Origin of the sequence: Paenibacillus sp. RRE4, assembly GCF_031844205.1 — a bacterium.
Taxonomy (GTDB): Bacteria; Bacillota; Bacilli; order Paenibacillales; family Paenibacillaceae; genus Paenibacillus; species Paenibacillus xylanexedens_B.
Window position 1 is genome coordinate 110,689 of the sequence record NZ_JAUZUT010000004.1, and the last position, 15,651, is coordinate 126,339.

16 protein-coding genes are annotated in these 15,651 nt (G+C 48.1%); 15 read left to right on the forward strand and 1 reads right to left on the reverse strand.

Translation table 11 applies throughout. The annotated features are described in order from the left end of the window. The first annotated feature begins 18 nt into the window (after positions 1 to 18). The 15 genes from Q9R46_RS20540 to Q9R46_RS20610 all read left to right on the forward strand — a co-directional run bounded on the left by Q9R46_RS20540 (position 19) and on the right by Q9R46_RS20610 (position 14,780). Positions 19 to 1,050, forward strand: a complete 1,032-nt coding sequence (locus Q9R46_RS20540) for a BMP family lipoprotein (protein ID WP_145334115.1) — start codon at positions 19 to 21, stop codon at positions 1,048 to 1,050. Between the two features lie 391 nt (positions 1,051 to 1,441). Beyond that, a complete protein-coding gene (locus Q9R46_RS20545) occupies positions 1,442 to 2,941 on the forward strand; it encodes an ABC transporter ATP-binding protein (protein WP_311281567.1) in 1,500 nt (499 codons plus the stop codon). After that, complete coding sequence (locus tag Q9R46_RS20550; RefSeq protein WP_145414422.1) at positions 2,938 to 4,005, forward strand: ABC transporter permease; 1,068 nt, start codon at positions 2,938 to 2,940, stop codon at positions 4,003 to 4,005. The genes Q9R46_RS20545 and Q9R46_RS20550 overlap by 4 nt, the downstream gene beginning before the upstream one ends. Continuing rightward, positions 3,989 to 4,912: an ABC transporter permease gene (locus Q9R46_RS20555; protein ID WP_311281568.1), complete on the forward strand. Its 924-nt coding sequence runs from the start codon at positions 3,989 to 3,991 to the stop codon at positions 4,910 to 4,912. The genes Q9R46_RS20550 and Q9R46_RS20555 overlap by 17 nt, the downstream gene beginning before the upstream one ends. A gap of 24 nt (positions 4,913 to 4,936) precedes the next feature. After that, on the forward strand, positions 4,937 to 5,608 hold the full coding sequence (locus Q9R46_RS20560; RefSeq protein WP_311281569.1) for a sulfite oxidase-like oxidoreductase: 672 nt from the start codon (positions 4,937 to 4,939) through the stop codon (positions 5,606 to 5,608). Between the two features lie 2 nt (positions 5,609 to 5,610). Beyond that, positions 5,611 to 6,432 carry a nucleoside phosphorylase gene (locus Q9R46_RS20565; protein ID WP_311281570.1) on the forward strand — a complete coding sequence of 274 codons (822 nt, stop codon included), beginning with the start codon at positions 5,611 to 5,613 and terminating at the stop codon, positions 6,430 to 6,432. A gap of 229 nt (positions 6,433 to 6,661) precedes the next feature. Next, on the forward strand, positions 6,662 to 6,850 hold the full coding sequence (locus tag Q9R46_RS20570; protein ID WP_311281571.1) for a hypothetical protein: 189 nt from the start codon (positions 6,662 to 6,664) through the stop codon (positions 6,848 to 6,850). 94 nt (positions 6,851 to 6,944) lie between these two features. Next, positions 6,945 to 7,430, forward strand: a complete 486-nt coding sequence (locus Q9R46_RS20575; RefSeq protein WP_311281572.1) for a GNAT family N-acetyltransferase — start codon at positions 6,945 to 6,947, stop codon at positions 7,428 to 7,430. Between the two features lie 367 nt (positions 7,431 to 7,797). Next, positions 7,798 to 8,184, forward strand: a complete 387-nt coding sequence (locus Q9R46_RS20580; RefSeq protein WP_145334102.1) for a metal-sensitive transcriptional regulator — start codon at positions 7,798 to 7,800, stop codon at positions 8,182 to 8,184. A 286-nt stretch (positions 8,185 to 8,470) separates the two neighbouring features. Next, on the forward strand, positions 8,471 to 8,671 hold the full coding sequence (locus Q9R46_RS20585; protein ID WP_311281573.1) for a copper ion binding protein: 201 nt from the start codon (positions 8,471 to 8,473) through the stop codon (positions 8,669 to 8,671). A 158-nt stretch (positions 8,672 to 8,829) separates the two neighbouring features. Next, a complete protein-coding gene (locus Q9R46_RS20590) occupies positions 8,830 to 11,388 on the forward strand; it encodes a heavy metal translocating P-type ATPase (protein ID WP_397386399.1) in 2,559 nt (852 codons plus the stop codon). Positions 11,389 to 11,693: 305 nt separating this feature from the next. Continuing rightward, on the forward strand, positions 11,694 to 12,854 hold the full coding sequence (locus tag Q9R46_RS20595; protein ID WP_311281575.1) for a YhgE/Pip domain-containing protein: 1,161 nt from the start codon (positions 11,694 to 11,696) through the stop codon (positions 12,852 to 12,854). Positions 12,855 to 13,010: 156 nt separating this feature from the next. Next, positions 13,011 to 13,607 (forward strand): TetR family transcriptional regulator, encoded by a 597-nt coding sequence (locus Q9R46_RS20600; protein ID WP_145334097.1) that lies wholly within the window; start codon positions 13,011 to 13,013, stop codon positions 13,605 to 13,607. Continuing rightward, complete coding sequence (gene nfsA, locus Q9R46_RS20605) at positions 13,600 to 14,343, forward strand: oxygen-insensitive NADPH nitroreductase (protein WP_311281576.1); 744 nt, start codon at positions 13,600 to 13,602, stop codon at positions 14,341 to 14,343. Before Q9R46_RS20600 ends, nfsA begins: the two co-directional genes overlap by 8 nt. Positions 14,344 to 14,393: 50 nt before the next feature. Beyond that, positions 14,394 to 14,780 carry a hypothetical protein gene (locus Q9R46_RS20610; protein ID WP_311281577.1) on the forward strand — a complete coding sequence of 129 codons (387 nt, stop codon included), beginning with the start codon at positions 14,394 to 14,396 and terminating at the stop codon, positions 14,778 to 14,780. 222 nt (positions 14,781 to 15,002) lie between these two features. Here Q9R46_RS20610 and Q9R46_RS20615 read toward each other — a convergent pair whose 3' ends face one another. Next, positions 15,003 to 15,641 carry a hypothetical protein gene (locus Q9R46_RS20615; protein ID WP_311281578.1) on the reverse strand — a complete coding sequence of 213 codons (639 nt, stop codon included), beginning with the start codon at positions 15,639 to 15,641 and terminating at the stop codon, positions 15,003 to 15,005. Positions 15,642 to 15,651 lie beyond the last annotated feature (10 nt).

Sequence of the window (15,651 nt, forward strand, 5' to 3'; positions counted from 1 at the left end):
AAAAGGGGAATTTTCAAAATGAAAAGAGGTTTATCGTTCGTCTTATCAATTGTTATGATCGCTATTTTGCTGGCTGCTTGTGGGAAATCAGCTACTAAAGACGAACAATCCGCTCAAGGCGGCGATTCTGGAAAATCCCTGCGGATGGCATTAGTACTTCCTGAAAAAATAGGGGTCAACCCTTTCTTTGTACAAATGGATGAAGGCTTCAAAAAAGCAGGTAAAGAGTTCAAGGTGGATACCAAAACGATTGAATCAACAGACCCTGCAGCATTCGAGCAAAACCTGCGTGCAGCTGTTGCCGAGAATTATGATCTGATTATTACAGCAACGTTCCAGGCAGAAGATGCACTCAAAAAGGTTGCTGCCGAGAATCCAAACAAGTCGTTTGCGATTGTAGACACAGCGATTGATCTGCCTAACGTTCGTAGCGTTGGTTTCCGTGAATATGAAGGAGCGTACCTTCTGGGTGCGGCTGCCGGACTTTCCACGAAAACGGATAAAGTGGGTATGGTCGCTGCAATGGACATTCCTTTGATTAAGAAATATACAGAAGGATTCAAAGCAGGTCTGGAGTCCGTTAATCCAAAAGCAGAATTCCTGGTGAACTATGTTGGTGGTTTCAATGACCCGGCTAAAGCGAAAGAATTGGCACTGGTGCAATTCGGCAAAGGTGCTGACTTCATCGCAGGTGCATCTGCTGTAGGTGACCTTGGTGTGTTCGAAGCGGCGAAAGAAAAAGGCTTCTACACTTCTGGACAAGATACAGACCGTACAGTAGAAGATCCGGAGCATATCGTACTTTCCCAGTTGAAATCTACGGATACCGTTGCTTATGAGACCGTGAAAGATTTTGCGGAAGGTACATTCAAAGCAGGCGCAGTCAACTACGGCTTGAAAGAAGACGGCGTGGGTCTGACATACGTTACGCGTGACAGTGAGTCTCCACTGAATGCATTTGTTGGTCAAGAAGTTATCGACAAAGTAAAAGCAATCAAAGATGACATCGTATCCGGTAAAATTGTAGTTAAAGATCCATTGCAACAATAGTAAGGATAGAAATCACTTCTTATATCTGATCTGAAATATTTCATATGAAGAATCAGCAATGAACTGATGGATGTGTAATCAATCTAGTTAGCCGGCTGCCCAACCAGGCAGCCGGTTTTGCTACTGTTTACAGTGACCTTATATGTTGAACGTAACGTTTACACGATAACGGAGAGGACAGAAGAAACCTGGAGAAGCGGAGCTAAAAGCTTTCTGCAGGAAAGCTGCATCGGAAGCATAGGCTTCGCCTTTATCCCCGGATTTTCTCCTTATAAAAGGGAGTTAAAAAATCCGGGGATAACAGCGATCGAAAGGTTGTTCTGTCATCGGAGTGGCAAGTGTAATCAATTATAGCTTGACTTACATCAATCGAGAGGAGCGAACGCAAGATATGCTGTTGGAGATGGAGCAAATTACGAAGAAATACGGTAGCTTCACGGCGAACAAGGATATCCATTTTAATCTGCGCGAGGGGGAGATTCATGCTCTTGTCGGGGAGAATGGAGCAGGGAAAACGACGCTAATGCGTATGCTGTACGGGATGGAGCAACCGACAACAGGCACGATTAAAGTCCGTGGGCGCGAGGTAAGCTTTGCAACACCATCTCAGGCTATGGCGAGCGGGATCGGCATGGTGCACCAGCATTTCATGCTGTTTCCATCCTTTACGGTAGCGGAGAATATTGTCATTGGACGTGAACCTGCGGCGGCAGGGGTATTTGATCGAAAAAAAGCGGCAGCTCAGGTCGATGAATTGGGCAGACAATACGGCATGCCGGTTGACCCGTGGAAAAGAGTTGGCGAATGTCCCCTGGGTATGCAACAACGTGTAGAAATTCTCAAAGTGTTACATCAGGGAGCAGACATCATTATATTGGATGAACCTTCGGCGGTGCTCACTCCGCTTGAAGTGAAAGAACTGCTGGCGAATATGAAATCACTCGCGAAGCTGGGCAAAACCTTCGTCATCATCACACACAAGCTGCAAGAGGTCATGGATGTTGCGGATCGAATCACCGTACTTCGAGATGGACAAGTCACAGGTACATTAGAAGCGAAGGATACTGATGTAGAGGAGTTGTCACGCCTGATGGTGGGGCGTGAACTGGTGCGAATGGACAAACCCGCATCTGTTCCGGGTGAAGACGTGCTTCAGGTGGAGGCTGTTCAACTCTCGGGAGCCAAAGACCGCTCTGCACTTAAAGATATTCATATGAAGGTTCGCAAAGGCGAAGTAGTGGGGATCGCGGGCATCTCCGGTAACGGTCAATCCGAATTGATTCAGGTGATTGCCGGGTTGCGAAAGCCGGAGGGAGGCCGAGTGCTTTTATCCGGGCAGGACACGACGAACTGGCCGGTACGCCGCATTCGGGAGCATGGACTGGCGCATATTCCGGAAGACCGCTACATGTGGGGAGCGGCGAAGGATGCCAGCGTGAAGGAGAACGGACTGATGGGGCACCATCACCGCCTGCAGAAACGTGGCATGATCAAAGCCAGAGCAGCCAAAGCGATGGTGGAGAGCTGGATCAAGCAGTTTAACATCAAGACAGGATCGGCGGAAACAAAAGCCCAATTTTTATCGGGCGGTAACTTGCAGAAGCTGATTGCTGCACGTGAGTTTGCACAGGATACACCGTTTCTAATTGCAGCAGAGCCTACACGCGGAGTCGATATCGGTGCAATGGAAACTATCCACGCAGAATTGCTGCGTAAACGCAATGAGGGAGCGGGTATCTTGCTGATCTCGTCCGAGTTGTCGGAAATTTTGCAATTATCCGATCGCATTATTGTCATGTACGAAGGAGAGATTGCCGGAGAACTTGCGGCAGCGGAAGCGACAGAAGAACAGATCAGTTTGTTGATGGCAGGAGGGAAAGAGCGGGTATGAATCGGGTAAAAGAAACACTTCGCGGACTTGTACAGCCGCTGCTTGCCGTATTGATCGGCTTGCTCGCCGGTGCGATTGCCATTCTGGTCGTTGGCGGCAATGTCGTAGATACGTATGCCGAGATGTGGAAGGGTGCCTTCGGTAACTTCTACTTCTTCACCAATACATTGGCGCGTGCAACGCCGATTATCTTGGCGGGGCTTGGCGTAGCACTGGCATTCCGTGCCGGATTTTTCAATATGGGTGCGGAAGGTCAGATGATTCTGGGCGGACTCAGTGCGGCGCTCACGGCGCTTTATCTGCCAGGGCCGGGCTGGTTCGTATGTATTGCAGCCATTCTGGCGGGAATTATTGCCGGCGGGGCGTGGTCCCTTTTTGCAGGCTGGCTGGATGCACGCTTTGGCATGAACCTTTTGATTACAACATTATTGCTTAACTATATTGCGACGTATTTTGGCGGATATATGGTTTCGTATCCATTTAAAGATAAGACAGGTTCTGCAGCGATGGCGCAGACACCAATGATTGATCAGAGCGTGTGGCTACCGAAGCTGTTTCAGGGCATGGGACTGCACGCAGGCTTCATTATAGCGATTGTAGCGGCGATGCTGATCTACTGGTTTACGCACAAAACGGTGACGGGTTATGAAATTCGTATGCTGGGCAGCAATCCGTCGTTTGCGGCATATGGCGGTGTACGTCGTATCCGTATGATGATGCTGTCCATGGTCATTAGTGGTGGACTTGCAGGTCTTGCGGGTGCTGGCGAAGTTCTAGGTACGCAGTATCGTTTCCTGGATGGCTCGTTATCCTCGGCAAGTTATGCGTGGAGCGGCATCATGGCTACATTGCTGGCGCGCTCGCATCCACTGGGTACAGCTGTAGCGGCTATTCTGCTCGCGGCATTACAGACGGGGGCGATGGGCATGGAGCGGAATACGGATGTGCCTCTGGAAGTTGGTAGCGTAATTCAGGCTGTCTTGACACTGTTTGTCTCGGCACAGATCGGTTATTCCTTCCTGAAGCGGAGAAAGGAGAAAAAGTCCAATGCAACAACTGTTTGATGCAGCCATGTTTGGCTCAACCTTGCGGATTATGACGCCGATTCTGCTCGCAGCACTTGGCGGGGCTTTATGTTCGCGCGTCGGTCTGTTTAACGTGGGCTTGGAAGGACTGGTGCTGATCGGGGCATTCTCCGCGATTGTGGGCAACTACCTGTTCGGCAACGTACTCTTGGCAGTACTGTTTTCGATTATTATCGTGATGCTGTTCTCGGCGCTCTTTGCGTTTATAAGTATTAATCTCAAGGCTAACGCCATCGTCGTCGGTATATCGTTGAACTTTCTGGCGGCGGGACTCACGACCTTTGCCCTGCGGGCGATCTTTGACGTAAAAGGTGCATACTACGATAAAAATATGGTGGGCCTCCCGAAATTGGACATTCCGCTGATTAAGGATATTCCTTGGGTGGGAACGGTGTTATCTGGTCATAGTCCACTCGTATATCTAGGCATTATTGTTGTTATTGCTTTACAGTTCTATCTATTTAAAAGTGTATCGGGCTTCCGTCTGCGTTCCGTGGGTGAGAATCCGATTGCTGCCCAGAGCATCGGCATCAAGGTACGCGGTATTCAGTATGGTGCTGTACTGATGTGCGGTGTATTGTGTGCTCTGGCTGGAGCGCAGCTGTCGCTTGGTCAGGTGACGATGTTCACCGAAGGCATGACCGCAGGTCGCGGCTTCATCGCTTTGGTTGCCACGATGCTGGGGCAAGCCAACCCGCTTGGGGTGATGGGGTCTAGCGTGCTCTTTGGATTCATGGAAGCACTCAGTATTCGTCTACAAGGCTTCTCTCTGCCCACCCATTTCACCATGATGTTGCCGTATATTGTAACACTGGTGGCAATGTTCTTTTTCAAAGACCGGACGTATGCGCAGGATGCATTGAAAGCGGGCGGAAGCTCGCGTTAATCGTAGCAAAGGAGGAATCAGGACGTGCATAACAAAGCTGAGCGTTTGAAAAAAACCAAAACACCACCACCGAAAGCTGGCGCTGATTACGGAGATCGGTTGCCGCCCGGTCAGGTGCTAACGGAAAAATTCCCGATTTTGCATGAAGGGGAAGTGCCGGAGTATGACCTTTCCGCTTGGGACTTGAAGGTTTTTGGTGAAGTCGAAGAAGAGAAGGTGTTCTCTCTGGCTGAGCTTCAGGCGATGCCGCAGGTGAACATGGTTAGTGACATTCACTGCGTTACCCGCTGGTCGAAGTTTGATACACCGTGGGAGGGTATCCGCTTCTCGGAATTCATGAAGCTACTCGGGGTTAAACCAGAAGCGAAGTACGTCATGATTCATGCGGACCACGATTACGAGACCAATGTGCCACTCGAAGAGCTGATGCATGATGATGTATTGCTTGCTTTCAAATATAACGGCGAGCCACTCACACCGAAGCATGGTTTCCCACTGCGACTGGTTGTGCCACAGCTGTATTTCTGGAAAAGTGCAAAGTGGGTGCGTGGGCTGGAGTTCATGAAAGAGGATCGTAACGGCTTCTGGGAAAGCAATGGCTTCCACCATTTTGCCGATCCGTTCAAGGAACAGCGTTTCTCGGGTGAGGATTTGCCGATTCCTGAGGATGAGTGGACGAAGAAGGAGTTTGATTAAACATGTTGATGCCAATATTGCAAATTCATTCGGAGGATATGCCAGCCTATGCCATCGTGTGCGGTGATCCGGCTCGTGCGGAGAAAATTTCCCGAAAGTTGGAGAATGTCAGAGAGCTGGCTTTCAGCCGTGAATATCGTACATTTGTGGGAGAGTATGAAGGGGTTCAGATGGCAGTGGTCAGTCATGGCGTAGGTTCACCGGGCGCAGCTGTTTGCTTCGAGGAACTGATTCGTGCAGGGGTGAAAACCCTGATTCGCGTAGGTACGGCAGGCTCATATACAGCCGATTATCCGGCAGGAAGCGTTATTGTCAGCACAGCGGCTGTACGTTCCGATGGACTTACACGTCAGCTCGTACCAGACGGTTTTCCGGCTGTGGCCGATATTGATGTGACCAGCGCATTGGTCGCAGCTGCACGTGAGACAGGCAGTGGTACAGACGAGGCGGTGAGTGCTGTGACTGGAGCAGACGAAGGATCAGCATCGTTCACAAGTGCAGGAGCTGCCAAAGTTGGCGTGGGGATCACGGTAACACTGGATGCATTCTTTACAGGGGTAGAGGAGATTCCTCATCGTAAATACAAACAGGCTGGAGCGCTTGCCGCCGAGATGGAGATTGCTGCACTCTACATCGTCAGCACGCTGCGCGGTGCGCGGGCTGGAGCCATCGTAGCGATTGACGGCTTCGCAGACAGTGATCTTGCGGCTGAGTATGATCCGCATACCGATGCGGTCGCTAAGGCTGTGGAGCACGAGATCAATGCGGCGCTACGGGCACTTGCTACACTTGCTCGCCAAGATCAGGTAACGAAACTAGCTTAGACATGGTGTAAATGTCCACCAAGAGTGGACATATTCGTAAGACGTCCTTCTACGGTCATGAATATGGCCGGGGGCGTCTTTTTTTACATAGAAGAATTATTCTATCACCGGAGTGTAGCTTATAAGAACTTTGGTGCAGCTGTCGTAGCTCAGAATGATTTTGAAATCATTGGGTAATTATATACAGGAACAGAATCCAACATGAGATTGCAAAAGGAGGACTTACACGATGACACAGAACAATCAACCTCAGGATGAAGCCAAACTCCGCAATAAACTGGACGAAGACGGCGACTCCTTGATGGAGAAAAAGAAGATCTTGAATGGCGTGGACATTGAGCCACAGGCGGATGATTGGGCAGCTAAACCGTCACCGGTTGCTTATAATGAAGAAATCAATACGTCCTCCAAAAAATAGTATTAATCGACAGAGCAGGTACCTTAGGGTATCTGCTTTTTCGTCCTTGTATAATATTATAAATACATAATAAGGAAAGGTGGAGGGAACCAATATGAAGAGCAACATCCGGATCCGAATTGCACAGCGTGATGATTATCCTGATATATCGGCGTTACTGGATCAATTACACGAGTTACACGTACAGGCAAGACCGGATATTTACAAATCTTTGCACCCAAGGCTTGGGGAAAAGGAATATGCCGATTGGCTTGCCATAGATGACCGTTACCTCTATGTAGCCGATCATATTGAGAACGGAAAGATTGTCGGCTTCAGCAGTGCACAACTGAGCATCATTCAGGATCATTCGCTTTTTGTGGATCGCAGGATGCTATACATCCACGAACTCGTGGTGGACGCAAGTCACCAAGGACACGGAACAGGCAAACGGCTAATGCAGGCCATGCTGGATCTGGGGAGAGAGCTTCAGGCAGACCACATGGAATTAACGGTTTCTACATTCAACTCGCATGCACAGGCTTTTTATGAACAGATGGGGCTAAGGGTGCGTAGCAGCAGAATGGAGTTTCCATTGTAAGTGTAAGTCGAGTAGTGGAGTAAGTCTGAGCATAAAACTACATACACAAAACGTTCAATATAAAAGGATATATAAGTCGAACTATTCTTTTACACAATAACGGAGAGGGCAGAAAAAACCTGGAAAAGCGGAGCTGGAAGCTTTCTGAAAGAAAGCTACATCGGAAGCATAGGCTTCGCCTTTATCACCGGATTTTTCCCTTTGGAAAAGGGAATCCCAAAAATCTGGGGATAACAGCGATTGGAAGGTTATTCTGTCATCGGAGTCGGCCGTGTAAAATCTTTAGTTCAACTTATATAGAAAACCCTTGAATACCCCATGGGGGTATGTTAATCTGGATGAAGAACGAAAGAAAAGGGGTGTTATGATGGAACATCAAAGCCATCCCGAAGAGTCTGTACACACTGCGGAACAGCAGTCCGAGCAACAAGCGGATTCATGCCATGCTGGGAATTTAGATAAGGACGGCAAACCTGTCCGCAAAAGCCACCATTCGCAGGAGATGAAGGGCAATCTCATCTCCAGGTTGAACCGGGTGGAGGGCCAGATTCGCGGCATCAAAGGGCTGATTGATAAGGACACATACTGTGATGATGTGTTAACCCAGATCGCTGCAGCGCAGTCAGCGCTCAATTCGGTAGGCAAGCTTTTGCTGGAAGGGCATATGAAGAGCTGTATTGTGGAACGTATTCAGGCGGGTGAACACGAAGTCGTGGATGAATTACTGGTTACCGTTAGAAAACTGATGAAGTAATGTGCAGATGATAAACTATATATTTTGAACTAATCATTTACACAGAAACGGAGGGGACAGAATTAACCTGAAAAAGCGGAGCTAAAAGCATTCTGAAAGAAAGCTAGCATCGGAAACATACGCTCCGCCATTATCACCGGATTTTCCCCCTAAAAAAGGGATCAGAAAGAATCTGGGGATAACAGCAACTCTCCAGGTTGCTCTGTCATCGGAGTGCCCATGTAAATAATCTTTAGTTCAATTTATATAGTCAATACGAACATACTCAATCAAGGAGGAATGGAACATGTCTAATGTTACGTTGAATGTCAAAGGAATGTCTTGCAATCACTGTGTAAAGTCCGTTGAAGAAGCGGTGAAAAGTGCGGGAGCAAGTGCTCAGGTGGATCTGGCAGCCGGAACGGTAGCTGTAGAATATAATGAGCAGGCTGTTACCGTAGATCAGATCAAAGCTGCAATTGAAGATCAAGGATACGACGTTGTTTAATTGATTCGAGAGAAGTTCATTAACGAAAGATGGCAGTAAGGGCTTAGACCTCTTGTTCTTCAGTTGGAATTGATTGCACAAGGGACGGTTTAAGCCTGGTTTTCTGCCTTAAATATACCCCTATAGGGTATGTAACTTGTTTGAAAGGAGCTGACATGATGACAACGAGCGCATCTGAAAATATAGAACCCGCACCAACGCCTGCACCAACGGAGAACCTTGGTCTGAAGACAACCCTGCATATTACGGGTATGACCTGTGCCGCATGTTCTACACGTGTGGAGAAGGGGTTATCCCGCATGGAAGGTGTACATCAGGCTAATGTGAACCTTGCCATTGAACAGGCAACCATCTCGTATGATCCCAAAACGACCAGTGTGGACGCATTACGGGACAAAGTTGCGGCACTTGGCTACGGTACGGTGACGGAATCCGTCGATCTGGATATTACGGGAATGACCTGCGCAGCCTGTTCTGCACGTATTGAGAAAGGGCTGTCGCGGTTGCCGGGTGTCACCCAAGCTAACGTTAACCTGGCGCTGGAGACAGGGCATATTGAATATGCAGCGGGTACTCTCAAACCGTCCGATATTACAGCCAAAATCAAACAGCTAGGCTATGGCGCCGCATTGCAATTAACGCAGGAGGAATCGACCTCTGTTCGGGAACGGGAGCTACAGCGTAAGAAATGGAAATGGATGATCTCCGCACTTTTGTCCATTCCGCTATTGTGGGCAATGGTTGCCCATTTCTCCTTTACGTCGGGCATTTATGTACCTGAGCTGTTTTTGAACCCATGGTTCCAGCTGTTACTGGCGACACCCGTCCAATTCGTGATTGGATGGCAGTTCTATGTAGGTGCATATAAGGCTCTTCGCAATGGTAGTGCTAACATGGACGTACTTGTGGCACTCGGAACAAGCGCCGCCTTTTTTTATAGCCTGTACCTGACGCTCACGAGCGGGTACTTACCTGATGCCAGTATGGGTCGGAGTATGGACCATGGAGCAATGGCAACGGATGTAGGAACTGCTGCAGGAGCTGCCGCGATGCCGATGGTGGAGCTGTACTATGAGACAAGTGCAATTCTGATTACGTTGATTTTACTTGGAAAATGGTTCGAGGCTGTGGCGAAAGGGCGCTCTTCACAGGCGATCAAAAGCTTGATCGAACTCGCTCCACGTGAAGCGCGTGTTATCCGTGACGGACAGGAAGTTCTGATTCCGGCTTCTTATGTCGCCGTCGGAGATCTGGTTCTGGTGAAGCCTGGGGACAGCATTCCGGTGGACGGTATCGTAGAAGAGGGTCAATCCTCTGTCGATGAGTCCATGCTGAGTGGAGAAAGTCTACCTGTAGATAAAAAGCCTGGCGACCCCGTCACGGGTGCAACGCTGAACAAAAACGGCGTTCTCCGCATTCAGGCGACCCGAGTTGGCTCAGATACGGCTCTATCGCAAATTATTAAAGTGGTCGAACAGGCACAGGGATCAAAAGCACCTATTCAGCGGATTGCCGATGTAATCTCGGGTATTTTTGTACCGATTGTAGTGGGGATTGCAATACTAACCTTTTTGATCTGGTATCTGTTTGCAAGTCCGGGAGACTTCGCCGGATCATTGGAAAAAGCGATAGCTGTGCTCGTTATCGCCTGTCCATGTGCGCTCGGGCTGGCGACACCGACCTCTGTTATGGCTGGTTCAGGTCGTGCGGCGGAATATGGCATTCTGTTTAAAGGCGGTGAACATCTGGAGTCTGCTCAGCAGATTCAGACGGTTGTGCTCGACAAAACAGGAACCGTCACCCAAGGCAAGCCTGTATTAACCGATGTTATTGCTGCACCCGGCTGGACAGAATCAGAGTTGCTTAAACGTGTTGGAGCGGCAGAGCAGAGCTCCGAGCATCCGTTAGCCGAGGCGATTGTGAAAGGCATTCGGGAGAAGGGTCTGCTTTTGGAATCAGCTGCATCGTTTGAGAACATCCCTGGTTATGGTGTCCGTGCAACGGTATCTGCTGAAGAGATTCTCGCGGGAACACGCCGCTTGCTGGCAGATGCGAACGTAGAGGTACCGGAGGAAGGCATACAGCAGATGAGCGCTTTGGAGGAACAGGGCCGTACGGCTATGCTGGTTGCTTCTCAAGGCCGGTGGGCGGGCATCATTGCGGTGGCGGATACGATCAAGGATACTTCTCGGGAGGCCATTGGACGGCTTAGATCTATGGGAATCGATGTCATTATGATTACGGGGGACAATGAACGAACAGCTCGTGCGGTAGCAGAGCAAGCGGGCATCCAGAATGTTTTGGCAGAAGTTCTCCCGGAAGGCAAGGCATCGGAAGTGAAAAAATTGCAAGAGAGTGGCCGAAAGGTAGCCATGGTTGGAGATGGCATCAACGATGCCCCGGCACTGGCTACAGCCGATATCGGCATGGCGATTGGAACCGGAACCGACGTAGCGATGGAAGCGGCGGATATTACATTGATGCGTGGTGACTTGAACAGCATTGCAGATGCAATCGAGATGAGCCGCCGCACGATGGGCAATATCAAGCAGAACCTGTTCTGGGCTCTTGGTTACAATGTGATTGGCATACCGATTGCGGCCGCGGGATTTCTGGCTCCGTGGCTGGCAGGGGCTGCAATGGCATTCAGCTCGGTGTCGGTTGTGCTGAACGCCCTGCGTTTGCAACGGATGAAGCTTGCTCGAACGAAGTCATAAGATAAGAGATTAACATACGGGTAAGAAGAGCTATGTAATAGATCAATGACTGATCCTTTAAATGCGCGGCTCGCTCCACGGCGAACCGCGTATTTTTTTACGCAAAAGCAGTCATAAGCCAACCAAGATTGACATTCATGAAAATAAACCCAGCTTCATTCATGAAAATACGGACAACTTTTCTGAATGTTACGAAAGTATATTGACAAGATAGACATATGCCTTTAAAATTTAAACGATTGTTTGATTCAAACGAATGTTTAAATCAAATTAGAACTATTTTAAAAATGGAGGAACATAATTATATGCTGCAAGCTCTACGTACCCTATTAAAAAAACCGCCAGTAATTATAGGCATTGTTACTGCACTGATGTTTCAGGTTATCTTTAGCGTGATCTGGATGACTGCATATTCCGGTGTGAACGATCGGACGAATGAATTAACGGTAGCCATTGTGAATGAAGATGGTGAACTATCCAACGCTGTTGCGGATCGGTTGGCAGAGACATTGCCTTTCCACACCGTGGCCAATCTGAGTGCTGCTGAAGCACTCGATCAATTGAACCATCATCAAGTGCACATGGTGCTGGACATTCCGGCAGGATTTAATGAATCCCTTCAAACGGCTGGCGCCACGGCCGAGATCAAATATACGATTAATGAAGCCAATCCGGTAACGATTAAAAGTATGATGCAAGGTGTGTCACAGAGCGTGACCAACACCATTAACAAACAAGCTTCCGCGCAAGGTGTGCAAACTGTACTTACCGCTTCGGGTGCTTCTGCCGATCAAGCTGCTCAGGCCGCTACGAACCTGACCAACCGGGTGGAAGGCAAGACGACATCGATTAACCCGGTGAACGGCATGAACAATCAGATGGTACCGATGATGATGGTGCTTGCCTCTTATGTAGGCGCCATGATTATGGGTATGAATCTTCAAGTAGCTATGGGCATGTTGTCTTCAATGTATTCTCGCGTGATATTGTTCGGTGCCCGGGTCGTCATTAATGTAGGTTCTGCACTGGTTGTTTCCTTGCTTGGATCTTCTCTGATCGTGGCATTGGGAGGACAGATTGCACAAGGATTTGTGGCCTTCTGGTTGTTCCAGGCACTCTTCCTGTGTACGTTCATGTTCTTCTCCCAGTTCTTCCTGATTTGCTTTGGACCAGCAGGAAGTGTGTTTAACATCATCTCGTTATCCCTGCAACTGGTGTCATCCGGTGCGATGGTGCCGCGTGAATTGTTGAACAGCTTCTACAGCGGAATCGGTCACTACTTGCCTGCAACCTATGCGGTTCAGGGGATTCTAAGCGTGCAACTGGGTGGCCCCGGCGTACAATCTGCCGCAGGTTCCATCGTTGTTGTGTTGCTGATTGCTGTTGCGCTGTCGCTTGTTGTGACGCTACTCAAAAAAGGACGCAAACCCGCCGGCATGCCAAGTCCGGCTCCAGCAAACAGCTAATATACGCAGGCGTTGTGAAGCTGTATCGTTTGCACCAAGCACCCCGGTGATTTTCATCGGGGTGCTTGGTGTAATATAATAGATGGATGAAGTGAGGGCTGCAGCCCGGTTAAATACTGTAGCGACTGACATGAACGGATAAGAGGAGAGAAACAAATGACGGAACCGGAATTGGATATCAAAACAAGGATATTGCTTGCAGCGAAGAAACTTTTTGCATTACAAGGGTATGACGGGACGAGTGTTCGTCAAATCTGTGATGAGGCGGGGGCGAATGTATCCCTGGTGTCTTATCATTTTGGCGGTAAAGAGAAGGTGTTCGATGCACTATTTGAGCACTTTTTCCCTGAACATATTCTGAGTAAGTTAGCTGCAGAATCGATGTCCCCTGTTGAAGGTATCCGCCGAATTGTTGGTGAAGTCGTGAGGTTTACGATGACGGATCGCGAGATGAGTGACATTGTACAGTTGGAGATTACCCTGCGTACGCATCGGACTGCAACGGTGTTTCAATATCTGGACCCGGTCTGGAATAAAGTGAGAGAGTATCTGCAGCAAGGTAAGGATGAGGGACTGTTCAAGATTGAATCTTCATCCTATGCCATGCTTCAGGTTATGGGCGTAGCACTTGCGCATAAGCGGGCCAAACACTCGCGTTTTGGTTTTGATTATCAGGATATGAATACAGAGGAACTTGCCGAAGAGACGGTAGAGTTCGTACTTCGAGGATTAGGAGTGAACAGCCATGAATGAAACGATTGAACTGATGATGAGACACCGCTCTGTACGTAAATTCAAGCCAGATCCCGTTAGCGAGGAGCAGCTCGCAGCTATTGTTGCGGCGGGACAGATGGCATCCTCTTCAAGCAATGTACAGGCTTACTCGGTGATCGCTGTGACAGATCAAGAGCAGAAAGCCAAACTGGCTGAGCTTGCCGGGGGTCAGGCTTATGTCATTGAATGTCCGGTCTTTCTCGTATGGTGTGCTGACCTATATCGATTGAAGGAGGCAGCAGCGCGTCATCTTCCGGAGAAGGAGTCTTATGCGGACTCCACCGAAAACTTTATGGTAGCTACGATTGATGCTGCCCTTGCTTCTCAGAATGCTGCTCTTGCAGCCGAATCGCTCGGTTTTGGCATTGTATATATCGGCGGAATCCGCACTCGTATTGAAGAAGTAGCTACATTGCTCCAATTACCGGATGGCGTTTATCCAGTATACGGGATGTGTGTCGGAGTTGCAGATCAGGAAACGGGCATCCGTCCACGCCTTCCGCTGAAGGCAGTATTACATCATAATCACTACCAGCCTGCTCAGACCCTGGAAGGTGTTCAAGAATATGATGTGACCACGACGGAATACTTGAAAGAACGTACCCATGGTGAGCGCGCAACCCCGTGGTCTGAACTCATGGCAAAACGTCTTACCGAGCCAGCACGTTTGCAGGTGAGAGCATTCCTTGAACGCAGAGGGTTCTTGAAGCGGTAATCATTCTGAGTATTTAGTGGAACCACAAAGAAGGGAAGGAGGAAGGCTGATTGAATTTTAAAAGGTCTTTTGTAATTTTCCTGTCTGCAGCTACGTTGATTGTTCTTCTATCGGTATCTGTTTTTGGAGAGAAGTCTGAGTCTAAAGATTCTAATGTTGCTCAAAAAAATCAGGGTGTATATCAAGTTAATCAGTCCGGACAAACCTACGGGAAATTTGTAGATCCATCAGTGGCACCTGATTTAATCTCCGCAATAGGTATTGACGGCAAAAACGGCTATGTACTCTCATCCGATCTCATTGGTTCTGATCCTGCAACACCTGAGGAGGCAGTGAAACATCAGATGGAAAAAGAAAAAAGTAATCAACGAATCCCCCTGTATGACAAAGATGGTAAAACAGTTATTGGTCAATTTGAGATGACACCAACTGAATAGTGTTTACATCCTAGAAATCTGCGTAATAGACATACTTCATACCATCTACCCTATACAAGTGCGAAGTCTGGCCAACTCAGACAAATGGAAAAAAATAAAAAAGCAGCGAACACCACGATTACCAGTGTTCACTGCTTTTTTATTTTCAATGGCAAGTACTTGAGAATCACCTTCCATATGTTAAACGGTGAGTTTCTGTTTACCATATGTTATAGATGAAAATTATTTAACACTAGTAGGCTGATTATTCTCCTCTGTTAAAAATTCAAACACTTGTTCTTTTAATGAAGAGTAATGGTCTATTTGTTCATCTTCAAAATGGACTGTTTCAATACTGTTTCTTGCAAGGTTTTGAATACTGGGGTTGGAATCGATCTGATACTGACCTTGATACATTCCTACGATCCGATAAGTTCCTGTATCAGTGGTAGCCAGGAAAAGAACATAGTTATCGAGATTGTTCATTAAGTTATACCCTTCAATCGTGTAAATTGCCTCTTCATCTTCATAAGCAGGCTCCACTACGGTGATGAAACTCTCTGGTTGCTTTCCCTTGTAAACATGCTCGATTTGAAACTCTGATTTGCTCGCCTTAACAACGACTTCACCTTGATCGTCAGTTTGGAAGTATTCGTTTCGGTTACCAGTGTACTTTCCAGAAACAATAAGATCTGCATGTTCTTCGAGCTCATTCACGTTATTGACAACGGGATAGTCAGCATGAGCTGAATAAACTTTTTTCTCATTTTGAACAGTTGTAGCTGCCTCACTATTCACTGAAGTATAAAGTGTATAAGCCCCAACTGTAAAAGCAATCAACGTGAAAAGAAATGTGATTTTTATATTTTTATTAATGTTCATATTTAATTCC